Here is a 17,481-nt window from a genome sequence, read left to right on the forward strand (position 1 = left end):
GGGCAAGGCATGCAAGACAGCCTGCAATGATGGCCCAACCGATCCCTTTCGTTTCAACCGTTAATTCTTCGCGCCCGATGCCGGCCGCCGCGTGGGGCCGCAGGGCCTGGCGCCGCCTGGCGATGGGCGGGGCTTTGGCACTGGCGGCGCTGGCTGGGCCGGCCGTGGCGCAAGACAGTGAAGAGGCCGGCTTTCAGGGCTATCTGCAACTCCTGGCTGCCAAGGCACGCGGCGCCGGTGTGCGCGAGCAGACGATTGCCAGCGTGCTGCCTGGGCTCACGTTCAACCCGCGCGTGATCGCATTCGATCGCAGCCAGCCCGGCGGCGCGCAGTCGGGCGGAGGCACGCCCTCTTTCGAGCCCTATCGCCGGCGCCATGTGGATTCGGTGCGCATTGCCAAGGGGCGGCGCATCTATGCCGAATCGATGCAGCAGATCGAGACCGTCAGCCGCCGCTATGGCGTGCCCGGCCCGGTGATCCTGGCGATCTGGGGGCATGAGAGCAATTTTGGCAGCTACACCGGCGATTTCGATCTGCCGCGCTCGCTCGCCTCGCTCGCCTTTGAAGGACGCCGGCGCGATCTTTTCGCTGATGAGTTCGTCGCGGTGCTCAAGATGATCGATCGCGGCGTGCCCCGGCAAAAGCTGGTCGGCAGCTGGGCCGGCGCCTTTGGCAATCCGCAGTTCCTGCCCAGCGTCTATCTGCGCGTGGCACAGGATGCCGATGGCGACGGCCTTCCTGATATCTGGGCGAGCCGGGCCGACACCATCGCCTCGATCGCCAACTATTTCCGCGATGCCGGCTGGCGCCCGGGCGAACCCTGGGGCTTTGCCGTGACGGCGCCGGCCGGGCTCGACCGCAGCCGCCTGGGCACCGCGCTGGCCAGCCCGCGCTGCCCGCTGGTGTTTGCCCGGCACAGCCGCTGGCGCACCCTGCGCGAATGGCGGGCGATGGGCATCATGCCCCAGGCCGGCGTCTGGCCTGCGGGCGACGATACGCTCGCCACGTTTTTCGAGCCGGACGGACCAGGGCGCACCGCCTATTTGCTAACCGGAAATTATCGGGTCATCCTCGATTACAACTGCTCGAACTTTTACGCCCTGTCCGTGGGATTGCTCGCCGATGAAATCAGCCGCTGATCGCCTTCGCCTGACCGCCGCCGCCCTGGCCATTCCCCTGATGCTGGGCTGCGGCACAGCGCAGATGGCCCTGGCCCAAGCGGTCAGCGGCCCGGCCGCCGATTACCCCATGGTGCTGGGCGCTCCGTTCGCGGTTGGCGGGGTGACCTATACCCCCGCCGATACGATGAACTATGATGCGGTAGGCTATGCCGTGCCCGATGCCGAAGGCGGCGGCGGGATCAGCGGCGCGCATCGCACGCTGCCTTTGCCGAGCTATGTCGAAGTGACCTCGCTCGATACCGGGCGCACGATCCTGGTGCGGCTGGAACGACGCGGGCCGATGGAGGGCGATGGGCTGGTGGCGCTTTCGCCCGGCGCGATCGCCCAGCTTGGCCTGAGCGGCCCGCATTCGCCGGTGCGCGTGCGCCGCGTCAACCCGCCGGAGGGCGAACGCGCGCTGCTCCGCACCGGGCAACAGGCGCCCGCGCGCATGGATACGCCGCCCGGCCTGCTCACCGCGCTCAAGCGCAAGCTGGGCATTCTCCCGCCCGCTGAGCCCAAGCCCGAACTGCTCGCCGCCGCCCTCGCTGGCAAGCAGCCGCCAGCGCCCGTGCCGACACCAACGCCGCCAGCCCCGGCGCCCAAGCCGGTCGTGCGCAACACCACGCCGATGCCCGCGCCGCGTCCGCCTGCACCGCTCGCACCCATGCCGGCGGCCAAGCCCGCTGCGCAGGCACCGGCGCCAAAGGCCGCTGCCGCGCCCCGGCCCGCACCCAAGGCGCCGGCAAAGGCAGAGCCAAAGCCGGCGCCCAAGGCCGAGCATCAGGCCACCGCATCAGCCCATTCGACGGCCTATGTCGTGCAGGTCGGCGCTTTCTCCACGCGCGCCAACGCCGAGAAGGCCGCGCGCGAAGTGGGGGGCACGGTGGCACCGGCCGGCAAGTTCTTCCGCGTGCGCATTGCGGCCGGCTCACAAGACGAGGCCAAGGCGGCTCTGGGCAAGGCGAAGCGGGCGGGCTATGCCGATGCCCAGATCCAGCGCGCGCCATAAGGCAGGCGGGCTGGTCCCATCGTGAATTCGGGGTTTTGCTTGCGCCGTCTGCTTTCCGTTGCCGTTGCCCTGGCCGCTGTGGCCACCGTTGCCGTGCCTGCCCAGGGCATGAAGTCTCCGCACGTGCAGGTGTCGGCCGATCCAGCCCATCCGCCCGAGGTGGTGGCGCCAATCGCTCTGCTGATTGACGTCAATTCCGGGCGGGTGCTGTTCGAGCGGCAGTCGCACCGCCGTTTCGTGCCGGCTTCGCTTACCAAGATCATGACCAGCTATGTCGCGTTCGAACTGGCCGCGCAGGGCAAGCTCAAGCTCGATGCGAGCTTTGCCATGCGGCCTGAAACGTTCCGCCAGTGGCATGGCGTGGGCAGCACGATGTTCCTGGAAAACAACAGCCAGACCCGCGTGGCCGATCTGCTGGAAGGCATCGTCACCGTCTCGGCCAACGATGCCTGCGTCGTGCTGGCAGAGGGCGTTGCGGGCAACGTGCCCGGCTTTACCGCGCTCATGAATGCGCAGGCCCGCACGCTGGGCATGCGTGACACCCACTACAACACGCCCAATGGCTGGATGGACGAAGGCCGCACCTATGTTTCGGCGGCAGACCTTGCCACGCTGAGCACCGCGCTGATCACCCGCCACCCCGATTTCTATCGCCGGTTCTATGGCCACGAAACGATGATCTGGAATGGGATCGAGCAGCGCAACCACAACCCGCTCTATGGCGTGGTGACCGGCGCAGATGGGGTGAAGACCGGTTTTACCAACGAGGCCGGCTATGGCCTAGTCGGTTCGGCGCAGCGCAACGGCCGCCGCCTGATGATGGTGGTGGGCGGCTATGACCGGCCGCAGGACCGCGCCCGCGATGGCGCGGCGCTGATCGAATGGGGCTTTGCCGCGTTCGATGAAAAGCCGCTGTTCGCTGCTGGTGACCATGTTGGCAGCGCGCGGGTGCAGGGCGGCACGGTAGCCAGCGTCGGCCTGGTGGCGCCGCGCCAACTGGCGATGCTCGTCGGCCACGGCCAGACGGTGCGGCCCACGCTGTCTATCCGCTACAAGGGGCCGCTGCGCGCGCCGATCGCCAAGGGCCAGGAAGTGGCCACGCTGGTGGTTCACGCGCCCGGCCAGCCCGACGCACGCCTGCCCTTGGCGGCGGCAGAGGCGGTGGCCAAGGGTGGGCTGTTCGATCGCCTGCGCAACGGCTTTGCCGCGATGGCCGGGCAATGAGCGGCACTGGTCCCACCGGCCGTTTCGTGGTGTTCGAGGGCGGCGAGGGCGCCGGCAAATCGACCCAGGCGCGCCTTCTGGTCCAGGCCCTGGCCGCGCGCGGGATCGGCGCGGTGCTTACCCGCGAACCGGGCGGGACACGTGGGGCCGAGGCTATCCGCGACCTGCTGTTGAGCACGCAGGGCGAAGGCTGGGGCGCACGGGCCGAAGCACTGCTGTTTGCGGCCGCGCGGGCCGACCATGTCGAGCGGTTGATCCGCCCGGCGTTGGCGCGCGGCGACTGGGTGATCTGCGACCGCTTCATCGATAGCAGCCGCGCCTATCAGGGCGGCGGCAACGGGCTGTCCGATGCCGATGTCATGGCACTGCACGCCATTGGCAGCGAAGCGCTGCTGCCCGATTGCACGATCCTGTTGGAACTACCCGCCGAAGAGGCCGCCGCCCGCTGCGCACTGCGTGACCAGGGCCAGGCAGACCGGATCGGCGGGCGCGATGCCGCCTATCATGCGCGCGTTGCCGCCGCATTCGATGGCTTCGCCGCTGCCGAGCCAGGGCGCTTTGCCCGCGTTTCCGCGCTAGGCACCCCCGAAGCAGTCGGCGCGCGCATTCTTGACGCGCTGGCGCCATGGATGCCGCCAGCATGCTGATCGGCCACGAACACCCCTGGGAAACCTGGAACGCAGCCATGGCCGGGCAGCGCATGCACCACGGCTGGCTGCTGGCTGGTCGTGAAGGGCTGGGCAAGGCCAGCTTTGCGCTCGAAGCTGCAGCCAAGCTGGTGGCCGAGCCGGGCGTGCCGCAGCCACCGGCGTTGCATCACCCCGATATCCTGGTGCTCGAGCCGCTCCCCGCCAACGATGATGAAGCGAAGAAGCGTGACGACGGGCGTCCCTATGCCCGCAAGCGCAATATCAACGTCGATCAAATCCGTACGATGCTCCATCGCCTGCACACCCGGCCGACACTGGGCGCGCGCCGCGCGGTGATCGTGGACGCGGCCGATCATCTGGAAAAAGGCGCGGTCAACGCGCTGCTCAAGGGGCTGGAAGAGCCGCCCCAGGGCACGTTCTTTCTGCTCGTGGTGCATCAGCTTGGCCGTCTGCTGCCCACGGTCCGTTCGCGCTGCCAGGTGCTGCGCTTTCGCCCACTCGATCTCAAGGAAATGAACGAAGCCGTTTCATTATCCGCGCCCGAACTCGATGGCGAAACGCGCGCTGCCGCCGTTGCCGTGGCGCATGGCTCGCCCGGGGCTGCGCTGACCTTTGCAACGCAAGATCTTGGGCGCCCCCTGGCGCTGTTGCGCGAGATACTGCGCACCGGAGATCCCGACCTTGGCCTGCGCGGCGAACTGGGCAGCGCCTTGGGCGCACGGCCCGATCGCGAGCGATTGTTGGCGACGATCGAGGCGGCGCGCACCGTTCTGGCCGAAGAAGTGACGCAGGCCGGCGCCGACAACCGTCTGGCAATCATCGCGGCGCACCAGCATCTCGTCGACCTGGCACGCGAGGTGCCAACGCACAACTTTGATCCGGCATTGCTGGTTATGGAAATCGGCGGGTTGCTGGCGCGCGCTGCGCGCACTAGAGCGGGGGCAACATCCCGCTGAAGGAAGCGACTGTCGCCATGGGCGAACCCTATTACATCACCACCGCCATTTCCTATCCCAACGGCAAGCCGCATATCGGCCACGCCTATGAAGCGATCGCCGCCGATGTGATCGCGCGGTTCCACAAGGCGATGGGCCGCGACGTGCGCCTGCAGACCGGCACGGACGAGCACGGCCTGAAAATGGCGCAGAAGGCGCGCGACCTGGATCTGACGCCGGCGCAGCTGAGCGATCAGATGTCGCAGCATTTCATTGATATGTGCGCCGCATTGAACGTCAATTATGACGTATTCCTGCGCACCACCGAGCCACGCCACCACACCGCCAGCCAGGAAATCTGGAAGCGCATGGAAGCCAACGGCGATCTCTATCTCGATCGCTACGAAGGTTGGTACTCGGTGCGCGACGAGGCCTATTACGACGAAAGCGAACTGGTCGAAGGGGAAGGGGGCAGCAAGCTCTCGCCCCAGGGCACCCCGGTGGAATGGACCGTGGAGGAAAGCTGGTTCTTCCGCCTGTCGAAGTATCAGGACAAGCTGCTCGCGCTCTATACCGACAATCCCGATTTCATCCGGCCCGAGGCGCGCCGCAACGAGATGATCGCGTTTGTCTCGCAGGGACTGCGCGACCTTTCGGTCTCGCGCACCAGCTTTGACTGGGGGGTCAAGGTTCCGGGCAGCGACAACCACGTGATGTACGTGTGGGTCGATGCGCTGACCAACTATCTTACCGGCCTCGGCTGGCCGGAAGAAACCGACGCCTTTGCAAAGTATTGGCCGGCAAACCTGCACCTCATCGGCAAGGATATCGTGCGGTTCCACACGATCTACTGGCCCGCGTTCCTGATGAGCGCCAACCTGCCGGTGCCGCACCAGGTGTTCGGCCATGGCTTCCTGCTCAACCGGGGGCAGAAGGAATCCAAGTCACTCGGCAACGTGACCGACCCGATCGCGCTGGCCGAACGCTTTGGCGTCGACGCTGTGCGCTATTTCTTCATGCGCGAGGTGGCGTTCGGCCAGGACGGCTCGTGGTCGGCCGAAGCGATCGTGACGCGCTGCAATGCCGAGCTGGCCAACAGCTATGGCAACCTGGTGCAGCGGGTTCTTTCCATGATCTTCAAGAACATGGACGGCAAGCTCGACACGTTTTCGAGCACGGAGGCCGACGATGTCCTGCTCGCCACGGTCCACGCTGCCGCTGCCGAAGATCTGCCGCGCGAATTTGCCGCGCTCAACTTCTCGGCCGGGATCGATGCGTGGATGCGCGCGGTCTTTGCCTGCAACGCCTATATCGACGAGCAGGCACCGTGGACGCTGCGCAAGACCGACCCGGAACGAATGCGCGCCGTGCTGCTTACCCTGTTCATGGCCATTCGCGACCTGACCATTGCCATCGCCCCGATCGTGCCGACGGCTGCGGGCAAAGTGCTTGGCCAGCTGGGCATTCCGGCCGGCGAGCGCGGCTATGGCGCCTTGCACCATGCCAGCTGGTACATGGAGCGCGTGGCCACCGGTGAAGCGCTGGCACAGCCGGTCGGCGCGTTCCCGCGGCTCGAGCTGCCGGCCGAGGAAAGCGCGAGCGCCTGATGCTGATCGATTCCCATTGCCACCTCATTTACGAAGGCCTGGTTGATCGCCAGGCCGAGGCACTAGCGGCCGCCCGCGCGCGCGGTGTGCGCGGCTTCCTCAACATCTCGACACGGCAGCGGGAGTGGGAAGAAGTCGTGGCCGTGGCCCATCGTGAGCCTGACGTGTGGGCAAGCGTGGGCATCCACCCGCACGAGGCGGATAGCCACGCTGATCTCGGCGCTGCGGTGCTGGCAGCGGCCACGGCAGACCCGCGCGTGATCGGCATCGGTGAAACCGGGCTCGATTACTTTTACGATCATTCCGACCGCCAGGTGCAGCAGGACTTGTTCCGCATGCACATTGGGGTGGCGCGAGACACCGGCCTGCCGCTGATAATCCATACCCGCGATGCCGAGGACGATACGCTGCGCATCCTGACCGAAGAAATGGGGAAGGGCGCCTTCCCGGCGTTGATCCATTGCTTCACCGCCAGCGCCGGCTTTGGCCGCGCGGTGCTCGACCTGGGCTTGACGATCTCGATTTCGGGCATTGTCACGTTTAAGAACGCCAAGGACTTGCAAGGCTTTGTTGCCGATATTCCCGAAGACCGCCTGCTGGTGGAGACCGATGCGCCGTTCCTCGCGCCGATCCCCCATCGCGGCAAGAAGTGCGAACCGGCGTTCGTGGCCGATACCGCCGCGTTCGTCGCCGCGCTGCGTGGCGTCACGATCGAGCAACTTGGCGCGGTGACCACCGACAACTTCTTCCGCCTGTTCAGCAAGGCGGAAAGGACCACGGCATGAAGCTGGTCATGCTGGGATCGGGCACCTCGACCGGGGTGCCGCGCATCGGCAACGACTGGGGCGAATGCGATCCGGCCGAACCGCGCAACCGCCGCACCCGCGTGGCGATCGTGGTGGAAGGCGCCGATGGCGCACGCATCCTCGTCGATACGCCCACCGATCTGCGCCACCAGTTGCTCGCCACCGAAATCGACAGGATCGATGGCGTGGTGTGGACGCACGACCATGCCGATCACACCCATGGCATTGATGATCTGCGCCCGCTGCGCATGGGCCGCGGCGCACCGATCCCGGGCTATGCCGCCGATGAGACCGTGCGCCGGCTGCGCCAACGCTTTGGCTATGTCTTTGCTGGGCAGCACGGCTATCACACGATCTGCAACCTCGATAACCTCGATCGCGTGCGCATGGTCGCTGGCATTGCCATCAGCCATTGCCAGATGGCCCATGGCCCGGCGCAATCAACCGCTTTCCGGTTCGACCAGAATGGCAAGTCCATTGGCTATGCGACGGATTTTTCTGAAATAAATGATGAGATGATCAACCTGTTCTATCGGGTTGACGTGCTGGTAGTCGATGCCTTGCGGCGGCAGCCACATCCCACGCATGCCCATCTGGCGATGGCGCTGGAACTGGTCGACACCTGCCGGGCAGGCCAGGCGGTTCTGACGCATCTCGACAAGTCGATGGATTATCGCACGTTGTGCGGCGAAACGCCCGACAACGTCCAGCCAGGCTATGATGGCCTGGAAATCAGCCTGTGAGCGCACTGAAAGGATAGCGCCATGATCACGCCCGATCGCATCGTTGCCTTGATCGGCCTGATCATGGCGCTGGTCCTGGTATCCCGCAACAGCGCGATGCGCCGCGTGCAATGGCCGGCACGGCTCCAGATGGCGCTGATCTGGGGCGTTATCATCGTACTGACGGCCTTGGTATATACCTGGCTCAAAGCCCGCTGATCCGGGCTTCAAGCCAAGTGCATTTTACATAATACATCTTATCCATACAGCGGATCGCGCGTGAAGGACGGTGCCGATCACACCGCCGCGCCCGCCAGGATCTGCTTGAGCGCGGCGACGTGTTTGCCAAAGCGCGTGCGCCCGGTTGCGGTGATCCGCGCCCAGGTGCGCTGCCGCCCATCGACCGGCGCCTTGCGCAGTGCGATCAGGTCTGCGTCAGCCAAGGCCGACAGATGCTTGGACAGCACGGAATCGCTGCACTTGGTAATCTCGCGCAGCCGGGCAAATTCGGCATCCTGCACGTGGCTCAACACCGCCATGACTTGCAGCCGCGCGGGCGCCTGGAGCAAAGGTTCCAGCCCATCGAGATCAGCCGTGGTTTCAGCCTCGGTGGCCATGCTCACGCCTCTTGCATTTCGCGCACGAACACGCGCTGCCACGTCACGCTGCCCCAATAGCTGATACCAAAGGTGATGACGGCCAGCGCCAAGCTGAGCAGCGGCATGCCCGCATCAAAGCTGGCCCAGACACTGGCGATGTAGAGCGCAGCAATACCGACCACCAGCAGCAGCGCCACGCGCCGCGTGCGCCCACGGCGATAGCCATTGATGAACACGCCAAGCCGGCGGCGGTCGGACATCACGCAGGCGATGATCCCGGCCATAACCAGCACGAACAGCGCGATGCGCCAGCCAAACGCCACCGCTGGCGTTGCCACCAGCACCGCTTCGCACAAGGCGAAAGCCGCGTGGCGCCACGGCGGACAGGCGAGCGTGGCCAGCTCGCGCTGGGCGCCAACGACGGCACCCAAGGCGGCGCGGGCTTCATCTTTTCCAATTGCGCTCATGATGTCATTCCTCACTTTCCATGTTGGAAAGCAATAGTGCAGACTTTCCGATTCGGAAAGCGATAATTTTCCAAAGTGGAAAGTGATCATGTTGGGTTGCTAGAGGGGTGCCATTTGCGTGTTTGCCGCCTAGAAACAGCCTCATGTCTGACTCCGTTTCCGCTCCCGCCGTATCGTCTCCCTCGCTGATCCGCCTTTTGGCGATCATGGCCCGCCTGCGTGATCCGCACGGCGGCTGCGAATGGGATCTGGCGCAGGATTTCGCCTCGATCGCGCCCTACACGATCGAGGAAGCCTATGAGGTGGCCGATGCCATCGCGCGGGATGACATCGCTGCCCTGCGCGAGGAACTGGGCGATCTGCTGCTTCAGGTGGTCTTTCACAGCCGCATGGCGCAGGAGGCTGGCTATTTCGCCTTTGACGATGTTGCCGCCGCGATCGCCGACAAGATGGAGGATCGCCATCCGCACATCTTTGGCGGCGAGGATGATCACGGCCAATCGCGCGAGGAACGCTGGGAAAACCGCAAGGCTGCCGAACGCGCCGCCAAGGGCGCGCAGAGTGCGATGGATGGCGTAGCCCTCGCCCTGCCCGCACTGATGCGTGCGGAAAAGCTGCAGAAGCGCGCCGCGCGCGTGGGGTTCGACTGGCCCGATACGGCCGGCCCCACCGCCAAGGTGATCGAGGAACTCGACGAGCTGGCCGCGGCGCAAACCACAGCGGAACAGCTGGATGAAGCCGGCGACCTGCTGTTTGCCGCGGTCAACGCCGTGCGCGCCTATGGCATTGCCCCCGAAGACGCGCTGCGCCACGCCAATGCCAAGTTCGAGCGGCGTTTCCGCGCGATGGAGGCATTGGCGCAAGGACGCTTTGCCACGCTGGACCTCGATGCCCAGGAAGCACTGTGGCAGGCGGTGAAAGTGTCAGAGCGTGGTGAAGCGGCCGATATCAGCGAGGCTTAACCGCACGCTGAGGCGCAGTGCCGTCTGGTCTTCGTTGGGCTCTTCGCGCAGCACTTCACCATGGGCGTGCAGCCAGGCGAGGCGCTGGCCATCGCTGACGGGCACAGTGAGTTCCAGCACTTGCGCATTCCCGGTCAGCATGTCGCTCAAGACACTGAGCAGGGTATCGGTGCCCTCCCCCGTCATCGCGGAGATCGGCACGACCTTCTGCTCGGGCACGCCATGGGCGATCATTGCCTCGCGCATGGCGCGTTCGTCTTCGGCGAGCAGATCCCACTTGTTCCAGGCCTCGACGATCGGGATCTCGCTGCCACCCTCCCCGATCACGCCCAGGTCCGTAAGGATTTCTTCCACTTCAGCCTTTTGCTGGGCCGCCGCCGGGTTGGCGATATCGCGCACGTGCACGATCACATCGGCCGCCGTCACTTCCTCCAGCGTGGCGCGGAACGCCGCAACGAGCTGCGTGGGCAGATCGGAAATGAAGCCGACCGTGTCTGACAGGATCGCCTTTTCAACCCCCGGCATGCGGATGGCGCGCATGGTGGGATCGAGCGTGGCGAACAGCAGGTCTTCGGCCATCACCGCGGCGCCGGTCAGACGGTTGAACAGCGTGGATTTTCCGGCGTTGGTATAGCCAACCAAGGCAATCACCGGCCATGGCGCGCGCTGGCGCCGTTCGCGGTGCAGGCCACGGGTGCGGCGCACCTGTTCCAGTTCGCGGCGCAAGCGGCCCATGCGGTTGCGGATCATCCGCCGGTCCGCCTCAATCTGGGTTTCACCAGGGCCACCCAGGAAGCCAAAGCCGCCGCGCTGGCGTTCGAGGTGGGTCCAAGAGCGCACCAGGCGACCAGCCTGGTAATCGAGATGGGCGAGTTCCACCTGCAGCCGCCCTTCGGCGGTGGCGGCGCGTTCGCCAAAGATTTCAAGGATCAACCCGGTGCGGTCGATCACCTTGCGCTTGAGCTTGTCTTCCAGGTTGCGCTGCTGGATCGCCGACAGCGCCCCATCAATGATGACCAGTTCGGCCTCGTTCTGCGTGGCGCTCACAGCCAGGCGTTCGACCTGCCCTTCCCCAAACAGCGTGCCGGGGCGCACCGCGCGGATCGGCACGATGAACGCGTCGACCACTTCGATGCCGATGGCGCGGGCCAGGCCCTGCCCTTCTTCCAGGCGCGCTTCGGCATCCTCGCCCAAGCCGCCGCGCTGGCGAACATCGGGCAGAACAACAATGGCGCGCGCGCCACGGGTGACTTCGCCTTCGATGTCACCCGCATTGCGTCCAAATTCGAAAGTGCTCAGTTCGCTTCGCCTTCCCAGTCACCCGTCAGATCGACATGGCCGGCCGGCTGAATCGTCGAGACGGCATGCTTATAGGCGAGCTGCACATAGCCTTCGCGTTCCAGCAGCATGCAAAAAAGGTCGTAGGCCGCGACCTTGCCCTGCAGCATGACGCCGTTGACGAGGAACATGGTAACCTGCACGCCGGCATCGCGCACGCTCGACAGGAACACTTCCTGCAACAGGCGCTTCTTGCCGTTTTCGTCGTTGCCGCTCTGGAAGTGGGCAACCGAAAGCTGCTGGCCCGGCATGATCGTGGAGATCGCGTGCTTGTAGACCAGCTGCGACTGACCGTCGCGGCGCAGCAGGATCGAGAAATTGTCAAACCAGGTGACGATGCCCTGCAGCTTGACGCCCTTCACCAGAAACATGGTGACGGGAATCTTGTTCTTGCGCAGATGGTTGAGGAACACGTCCTGAAGGTTCTGGCCCTTCACGGCGCCGCCGCTGGCGACAGGTGCGGGCGTAGTCGCAGGCGCAGCGGCCTCGGCAGGGGCTGCGGCTTCGGACTTGGCGCGGGGACGCGCAGACAGGGTCTTTCCGGTCATTCTTGTGACTCCGTTCTATTGGCGGGCCCCGGTCCTTTCGGCGCTATTCCGGGGCTTCGCGATCTGGCTCACGATCATTGCGGTGCAAGATGACACGGCAATGGCCATGGGCCGGCTTCGAACCTTGTCTTATGGCCGCTTTGCGGCTGCGTAAACCGGGTTTTTGTCGCAAACGTTCGCTTGTGCGTAAAAGCCTGGTGGAACGCCCGCCAGACGGTCAGTCGTCTTCCTCGTCCTCGCGCCGCTCCGCCATGCCCAACAGCTTGAGCTTGCGATGCAGGGCAGAGCGTTCCATCCCGATGAAGCTGGCGGTCTTTGAGATGTTGCCCGAAAAGCGCCGGATCTGGACCTTGAGGTACTCGCGCTCGAAATTCTCGCGCGCCTCGCGCAGCGGCACGCCCATCAACGCCGAGGTGCCGGTATCGGCGCCAAGCCGGGTGGAAACGATTTCGGCGGGCAGCATGTCGGCCTCGATCCGGGCCAGGCGCTCGCGCGGGGTGAGGATGATCGTGCGCTCCACCACGTTGCGCAGCTGGCGCACATTCCCCGGCCAGTCATAGCTTTGCAACGCGGCCATGGCCTCGGGCGTGATGCCCGGCGGCGAGACGCCCTGCTCGCTGGCATAGCGGGTGAAGAAATGATCGACCAGCGAGGGGATGTCGTCGCGCCGATCGGTCAGCGGCGGGATCGCGACTGGAACCACGTTGAGGCGGTAGAACAGGTCTTCGCGGAAACGCCGCTCGGCGATTTCCTTTTCGAGCGGGCGCGAGGAAGAGGAAACGACCCGCACGTCCACGCGGATCTGGCGATGGCCACCCACGCGCACGAATGCCTGCTCGGTCAAGACGCGCAGGATACGCGCCTGGCTCGAGGCCGGCATGTCGGCCACTTCATCGAGGAAGAGCGTGCCGCCATCGGCCATTTCCAGCAGGCCGGCGCGCACCAGCTTGCCATCCGCCTCTTCGCCGAACAGTTCCTGTTCAAAGCGTTCGGGCGTGATGCGCGCGGAATTGACGGTAATAAAGGCGTTCTGCGCGCGCGGGCTCCAGCTGTGGAGCAGGCGCGCGGCCACTTCCTTGCCCGATCCGGCCGGGCCGGTGATCAGCAAGCGGCTGCCGGTGTTGGCCACCCGCTTGAGCGTGGCACGCACCTGGTTGATCGCCGCCGAATTGCCGGTGAACTCTTCCGAGGCGACGAAGCCCTGGCGCAGGCGCTGATTTTCCCGGCGCAAGCGTTCGGTTTCGGTGGCACGTTCCACCAGCAGCAGCAGGCGTTCGGCCTCGAACGGCTTTTCGAGAAAATCCATCGCGCCGCGGCTGATGGCCGAAACGGCGGTATCGATATTGCCGTGGCCGGAAAAGATGATCACCGGCAGTTCCGGCTCGCGCTTCTTGATCTCGTCCAGCACTTCAAGCCCGTCCATCGGGCTGCCGTGGAGCCACACGTCGAGCAGGACCAGGCTGGGGCGGCGTTCGTCCACCGCGGCCAGGGCCGAGGTGCTGTCACCGGCAAGGCGGCAGCCATAGCCTTCGTCGCTGAGCACGCCCGCCACGAGTTCGCGGATGTCACGTTCATCGTCGACGATCAGGATATCGAGAGCCATGGGAATTTCTGAGTCCTGTGGAAAAAGCCTGATGGAATCGTGCGGTCCAGAAAGGATCAATGCGGCGCGGCAGCCACCGTATCGACGGGCGGTGCATTGGCAGGGGCCACGCCCCCGGCCTGGGCCAGGGGATCGCGGGCAAAGCGCATGGTCACGCGCGTGCCGCCTTCCGGCTCGTTGGCAAAGGCCATGTCGCCGCCATGCTCCTCGACAATCTTGTTGACGATTGCCAGGCCCAGCCCGGTGCCCTTTTCACGCGTGGTGACGTAGGGTTCGAGAATGCGCTCGCGCTCGACCGGCAGGCCAACGCCATTGTCGATCACGGTGACCACGACGGCCGCATCATCGGCATGAAGCTGCACCGCGATGCGGCCGCGGTAATCAAGGTCAGACACCTTTGCGCGCTGCTGCTCGACCGCCTCTACCGCGTTCTTGAGCACGTTGGTCATCACCTGGCCGAACTGGTGACGATCGCACTGGAACGGCACGGCCGGCGCATCGCTGGTAAAGCTGAAGCTGACCTCGCCATGCGCCACTTCCTGAAGGAACAGCGCCTGGCGCACCAGATCGCTGGCATCCTCGCTGCGGAACACCGGCTTGGGCAGGCGCGCGAACGAGGAGAACTCGTCCACCATCTTGCGCAGGTCGCCCACCTGGCGGATGATCGTGGCAGTCAGTTCCTCGAACAGTTCGGGATCGGTCACGATCTGCCGGCGATAGCGGCGCTTGAGGCGCTCGGTCGCCAGCTGGATCGGCGTCAGCGGGTTCTTGATCTCGTGTGCGATGCGGCGCGCCACGTCGGACCAGGCCGCGCGGCGCTGGGTGATCAGCTGGCGGGTGATGTCCTCGAAGGTTATCACGTGGCCGTGGCGATCGGCCCGCGCCTTGACCGCGAGGGTGAGCAGTTCACCCTGGCGGGCATATTGTACGATGCCGCTGCTTTCGCCGTTGGCAACAAGCTGCGCGATCTGTGGCGCGATTTCGGTCAGCGTGCGGCCATCGGCCGAGACGCGGGGATCTTCGAGCAGGAGCTTCTGCGCCGAAGAGTTCATCAGCTGGATGGTGCCATCCGGCCCAACCGAAACGATCCCGGCCGTGATCGATTCCAGCACGGTTTCGATGAACACGCGCCGCACGTCGAGCTGGGCATTGGCATTGACCAGCGCCTGGGTCTGCCCTTCCAGTTGCGCCGTCATGCGGTTGAAAGCGCGGGTCAGCATGCCGACCTCGTCGATGTTCTTGACCGGTGCCACGCGCATGGCAAAATTGCCGCTGCCCACGCTGCGCGCGGCCTTGACCAGTTCGGCCAGCGGGGCAACCTGGCGATCGGCAAAGCGCAACGCTACCCACACCGCCAGCATTACCAGCGCCAGGCTGATCACGAACAGCGCGACATTGAAACGCAACTGGATCGCGCGCGCACTGCGGCTGAGCATGTCATAGGCGGACAGCACACTGTTGGCGCGCTCGAACTGGCTCAGCGCCAGCTTGTCGGAGTTGCGTGCCACATACAGATAGATGCCGCGCTGGTGATCGATTGGGGTGACCGCCTCGATCCGCTCGGCTGAGGCGTTGACGACGACCTGCTCCCCGGCATCGAGCTTGCGCAGTTCATCGGGCGTAACGCGCTCGCGGTTGTCCTTCGCATTGGGATCAACGATTGCAGCGGTACGCAGGGTGCCATCGCGGCCGCGCTCGATGATCGCGCTCTCGTCCATCTTGCGGCTGTAGACCTGCCAGGAATAGCCGGCGAGAAAGTCCTGGCTGGTGATCGGGGCCTGGTCGAAATAACCGCGCACGTCGCCGGCCATGGCCACGCTTTCGCGGCCGACATCGCGCAGCTTGTCGGCATAATAGCCGCGGGCAAGGCTGTTGGCATTTTCCAGCATGCCGCGGGAATCGCTGGAAAACCAGAATTCCACGCCAGATTGGAACAGCAGCGAGGCAAAGATCACGACCAGCAGCGTGGGGATCGCCGCGATCAGCGAAAACAGCCAGACCAGGCGCACGTGCAGCCGCCCGCTGGTGCCAAGGCCGCTGCGCGCGGCCCGCGCCAGGGCCAAGCGGCGGCCCGCCAGCACGATAAGCGCCATGGCCGGCACCAGCGAGCCGATGAGCAGGACCGAGGTGAGCCGTGCCGGCAACAGTTGATTGGCGGCGCTGTTGGCGCTGACCGTCTGCCATGAGACCATCAGCATCGTGATCAGCGCGGTTCCGGCAGTCATTTCCAGCAGGAGGAACACGTTGGCGCGGCGCAGCGACACCAGCAGCCGTCGCCACCAGCGCGGCAGTCGTTTGCCCGAACGTGTTGCATTTGCGACCATCGTGGCGCCTTTACAACGCTGCTGTTGCAAAAATGCAAGTGCTTTTATGACACACCGCGTCTGGACGAGGCGCGTCAGCGACCACCCAAGGCATCTTCCGGCGCAATGCCCAGATCGACCAGGCGCTTGCGCAGCGTGTTGCGGTTGATCCCCAGCAGTTGCGCGGCTCGCAACTGGTTGCCGCCGGTCTGCGCCAGGGCATGAAGGAACAGCGGCCGCTCGAACGCGGCCAGCGCGGTGTCATAGAGCATGCCCGGCTCGGGGCGCGCCTGGATCAGGAATGCGTCGAGGGCCGTAGCGAAATCGGCCGGGGCAGCTTTGCCGATGCCCGCTTCGGGCTCGCCAGCGCGCTGGGCCGCGTTATCGCTGGCCAGCAGTGGTTCGATCGTGGCGTCATCGACCACATCGTCGCGCGCCAGCAGGGCCAGGCGGAAGATGAAATTGCGCAATTCGCGCACGTTGCCGCGCCAGGGCTGGCGCGCGAGCAGCGCCGCACCTGCTGCCGACAGCTGCCGCCGGGGCAATCCCTCGGCCGCTGCCCGCGCCAGGAAATGGCGGGACAGCGCCTCCACGTCGTCAGCCCGCTCGCGCAGTGGCGGCAGTTCGATCGGCACGACGGCGAGGCGGTAGTAAAGGTCTTCGCGGAACGTGCCGGCGGCGATCATCGGCACCAGATCGCGATTGGTTGCCGCAATGATCCGACAGTTGAGCGCGATTTCCTCCGTGCCGCCCACGCGGCGGATGCGCCCGGATTGCAAGGCGCGCAGCAGGCGGGTCTGCGCCTCCAGCGGCATGTCGCCGATTTCGTCGAGAAACAGCGTGCCGCGCGCGGCCTGTTCGAACTTGCCGATCTGCCGGGCTACCGCCCCGGTGAACGCGCCCTTTTCGTGGCCGAACAGCTCGCTTTCGATCAACTCGTGCGGGATGGCAGCGGTGTTGACCGCCACGAACGGCCCGTCCCGCCGGTTGCCCAACTGGTGGATCGCTTCGGCCACGAGTTCCTTGCCGGTGCCGGATTCGCCCAGGATCAGCACGGTCAGATCATTGCGCAGCACGCGCGTGATCATGCGATAGACCGCCTGCATCGCCGCGCTGCGCCCGACCAGCGGCAGGCCCTGCCCCAGGTCTTCGGCAGCATCGGGCAGATCGCTGCCGTCCAATGCGCCCAGCGCCTGGCGCACGGTGCGCACCAGTTCTTCCAGGTCGAACGGCTTGGGAAAATATTCAAAGGCGCCGGTGTCGCTCGCCCGCACCGCGGTATCGAGCGTGTTCTGCGCCGACAGGATGATCACCTGCATGCGCGGAAACGCCGCGCGCACGGGGGGAAGCGTTTCGATGCCGTCACCATCGGTTAGCATCACGTCGGTCAGCATCAGGCCATAGGGCTTGCTCGCCAACAGGCAATCGCGCCCGGCAATGCTGTCGCAGCGGTCAACGTGCAGGCCCTCGGCCTCGAGCGCTGCGGTGATGACGATGGCGATGGAGGAATCATCCTCGACCAGCAGAATCGACTCTTTCATGCGC

General features: G+C 65.5%; 17 protein-coding genes. 10 read left to right on the forward strand and 7 right to left on the reverse strand.

The genetic code is table 11. From position 1 onward, the window contains the following. The first annotated feature begins 122 nt into the window (after positions 1–122). Genes ABIC78_RS07075 through ABIC78_RS07115 form a run of 9 tightly spaced genes read left to right on the forward strand, consistent with a single transcriptional unit; the run spans position 123 to position 8,335 of the window. Positions 123–1,139: a lytic murein transglycosylase gene (locus ABIC78_RS07075; RefSeq protein WP_354488533.1), complete on the forward strand. Its 1,017-nt coding sequence runs from the start codon at positions 123–125 to the stop codon at positions 1,137–1,139. Continuing rightward, entirely contained in the window at positions 1,123–2,172 is a 1,050-nt protein-coding gene (locus tag ABIC78_RS07080) for an SPOR domain-containing protein (protein WP_354488535.1), read from the forward strand. Before ABIC78_RS07075 ends, ABIC78_RS07080 begins: the two co-directional genes overlap by 17 nt. 39 nt (positions 2,173–2,211) lie before the next feature. Continuing rightward, positions 2,212–3,396, forward strand: coding sequence for a D-alanyl-D-alanine carboxypeptidase family protein (locus ABIC78_RS07085; protein ID WP_354488537.1), 1,185 nt, complete (start codon positions 2,212–2,214; stop codon positions 3,394–3,396). Further along, on the forward strand, positions 3,393–4,043 hold the full coding sequence (tmk, locus tag ABIC78_RS07090) for a dTMP kinase (RefSeq protein ID WP_022678461.1): 651 nt from the start codon (positions 3,393–3,395) through the stop codon (positions 4,041–4,043). The genes ABIC78_RS07085 and tmk overlap by 4 nt, the downstream gene beginning before the upstream one ends. After that, positions 4,037–5,002 (forward strand): DNA polymerase III delta subunit-related protein, encoded by a 966-nt coding sequence (locus ABIC78_RS07095; protein WP_354488539.1) that lies wholly within the window; start codon positions 4,037–4,039, stop codon positions 5,000–5,002. The genes tmk and ABIC78_RS07095 overlap by 7 nt, the downstream gene beginning before the upstream one ends. A gap of 17 nt (positions 5,003–5,019) precedes the next feature. Beyond that, entirely contained in the window at positions 5,020–6,588 is a 1,569-nt protein-coding gene (gene metG / locus ABIC78_RS07100) for a methionine--tRNA ligase (RefSeq protein ID WP_354488541.1), read from the forward strand. Next, on the forward strand, positions 6,588–7,373 hold the full coding sequence (locus ABIC78_RS07105) for a TatD family hydrolase (RefSeq protein ID WP_354488543.1): 786 nt from the start codon (positions 6,588–6,590) through the stop codon (positions 7,371–7,373). The genes metG and ABIC78_RS07105 overlap by 1 nt, the downstream gene beginning before the upstream one ends. Next, a complete protein-coding gene (locus ABIC78_RS07110; protein WP_022678465.1) occupies positions 7,370–8,137 on the forward strand; it encodes an MBL fold metallo-hydrolase in 768 nt (255 codons plus the stop codon). Before ABIC78_RS07105 ends, ABIC78_RS07110 begins: the two co-directional genes overlap by 4 nt. Before the next feature lie 21 nt (positions 8,138–8,158). Then, positions 8,159–8,335, forward strand: a complete 177-nt coding sequence (locus ABIC78_RS07115; RefSeq protein WP_354488545.1) for a hypothetical protein — start codon at positions 8,159–8,161, stop codon at positions 8,333–8,335. Between the two features lie 77 nt (positions 8,336–8,412). Here the strand turns inward: ABIC78_RS07115 and ABIC78_RS07120 are convergent, their stop codons facing one another. Next, positions 8,413–8,733: a transcriptional regulator gene (locus tag ABIC78_RS07120; protein ID WP_107716185.1), complete on the reverse strand. Its 321-nt coding sequence runs from the start codon at positions 8,731–8,733 to the stop codon at positions 8,413–8,415. 2 nt (positions 8,734–8,735) lie between these two features. Further along, positions 8,736–9,182, reverse strand: coding sequence for a hypothetical protein (locus tag ABIC78_RS07125; protein WP_171798460.1), 447 nt, complete (start codon positions 9,180–9,182; stop codon positions 8,736–8,738). A 143-nt stretch (positions 9,183–9,325) separates the two neighbouring features. Here ABIC78_RS07125 and mazG point away from each other — a divergent pair, with 143 nt between their 5' ends. Then, positions 9,326–10,144: a nucleoside triphosphate pyrophosphohydrolase gene (mazG, locus tag ABIC78_RS07130; protein WP_354488548.1), complete on the forward strand. Its 819-nt coding sequence runs from the start codon at positions 9,326–9,328 to the stop codon at positions 10,142–10,144. On the opposite strand, the gene hflX is transcribed toward mazG, so the two are convergent. The 5 genes from hflX to ABIC78_RS07155 all read right to left on the reverse strand — a co-directional run bounded on the left by hflX (position 10,106) and on the right by ABIC78_RS07155 (position 17,477). After that, entirely contained in the window at positions 10,106–11,443 is a 1,338-nt protein-coding gene (gene hflX / locus ABIC78_RS07135; RefSeq protein ID WP_354488835.1) for a GTPase HflX, read from the reverse strand. The two genes, mazG and hflX, sit on opposite strands and share 39 nt — an antisense overlap. Next, entirely contained in the window at positions 11,440–12,030 is a 591-nt protein-coding gene (hfq, locus tag ABIC78_RS07140; RefSeq protein WP_022678471.1) for an RNA chaperone Hfq, read from the reverse strand. The genes hflX and hfq overlap by 4 nt, the downstream gene beginning before the upstream one ends. Before the next feature lie 217 nt (positions 12,031–12,247). Continuing rightward, positions 12,248–13,633: a nitrogen assimilation response regulator NtrX gene (gene ntrX, locus ABIC78_RS07145; RefSeq protein ID WP_022678473.1), complete on the reverse strand. Its 1,386-nt coding sequence runs from the start codon at positions 13,631–13,633 to the stop codon at positions 12,248–12,250. 56 nt (positions 13,634–13,689) lie between these two features. After that, positions 13,690–15,957 (reverse strand): sensor histidine kinase, encoded by a 2,268-nt coding sequence (locus ABIC78_RS07150; RefSeq protein WP_354488551.1) that lies wholly within the window; start codon positions 15,955–15,957, stop codon positions 13,690–13,692. Positions 15,958–16,031: 74 nt separating this feature from the next. Continuing rightward, the gene (locus ABIC78_RS07155; protein ID WP_354488553.1) at positions 16,032–17,477 is read right to left on the reverse strand and encodes a sigma-54-dependent transcriptional regulator; all 1,446 of its coding nucleotides are present in this window, start codon (positions 17,475–17,477) and stop codon (positions 16,032–16,034) included. Between the last annotated feature and the right edge of the window lie 4 nt (positions 17,478–17,481).

The organism is Novosphingobium sp. 1529 (assembly GCF_040544855.1).
Lineage (GTDB): Bacteria > Pseudomonadota > Alphaproteobacteria > Sphingomonadales > Sphingomonadaceae > Novosphingobium > Novosphingobium capsulatum.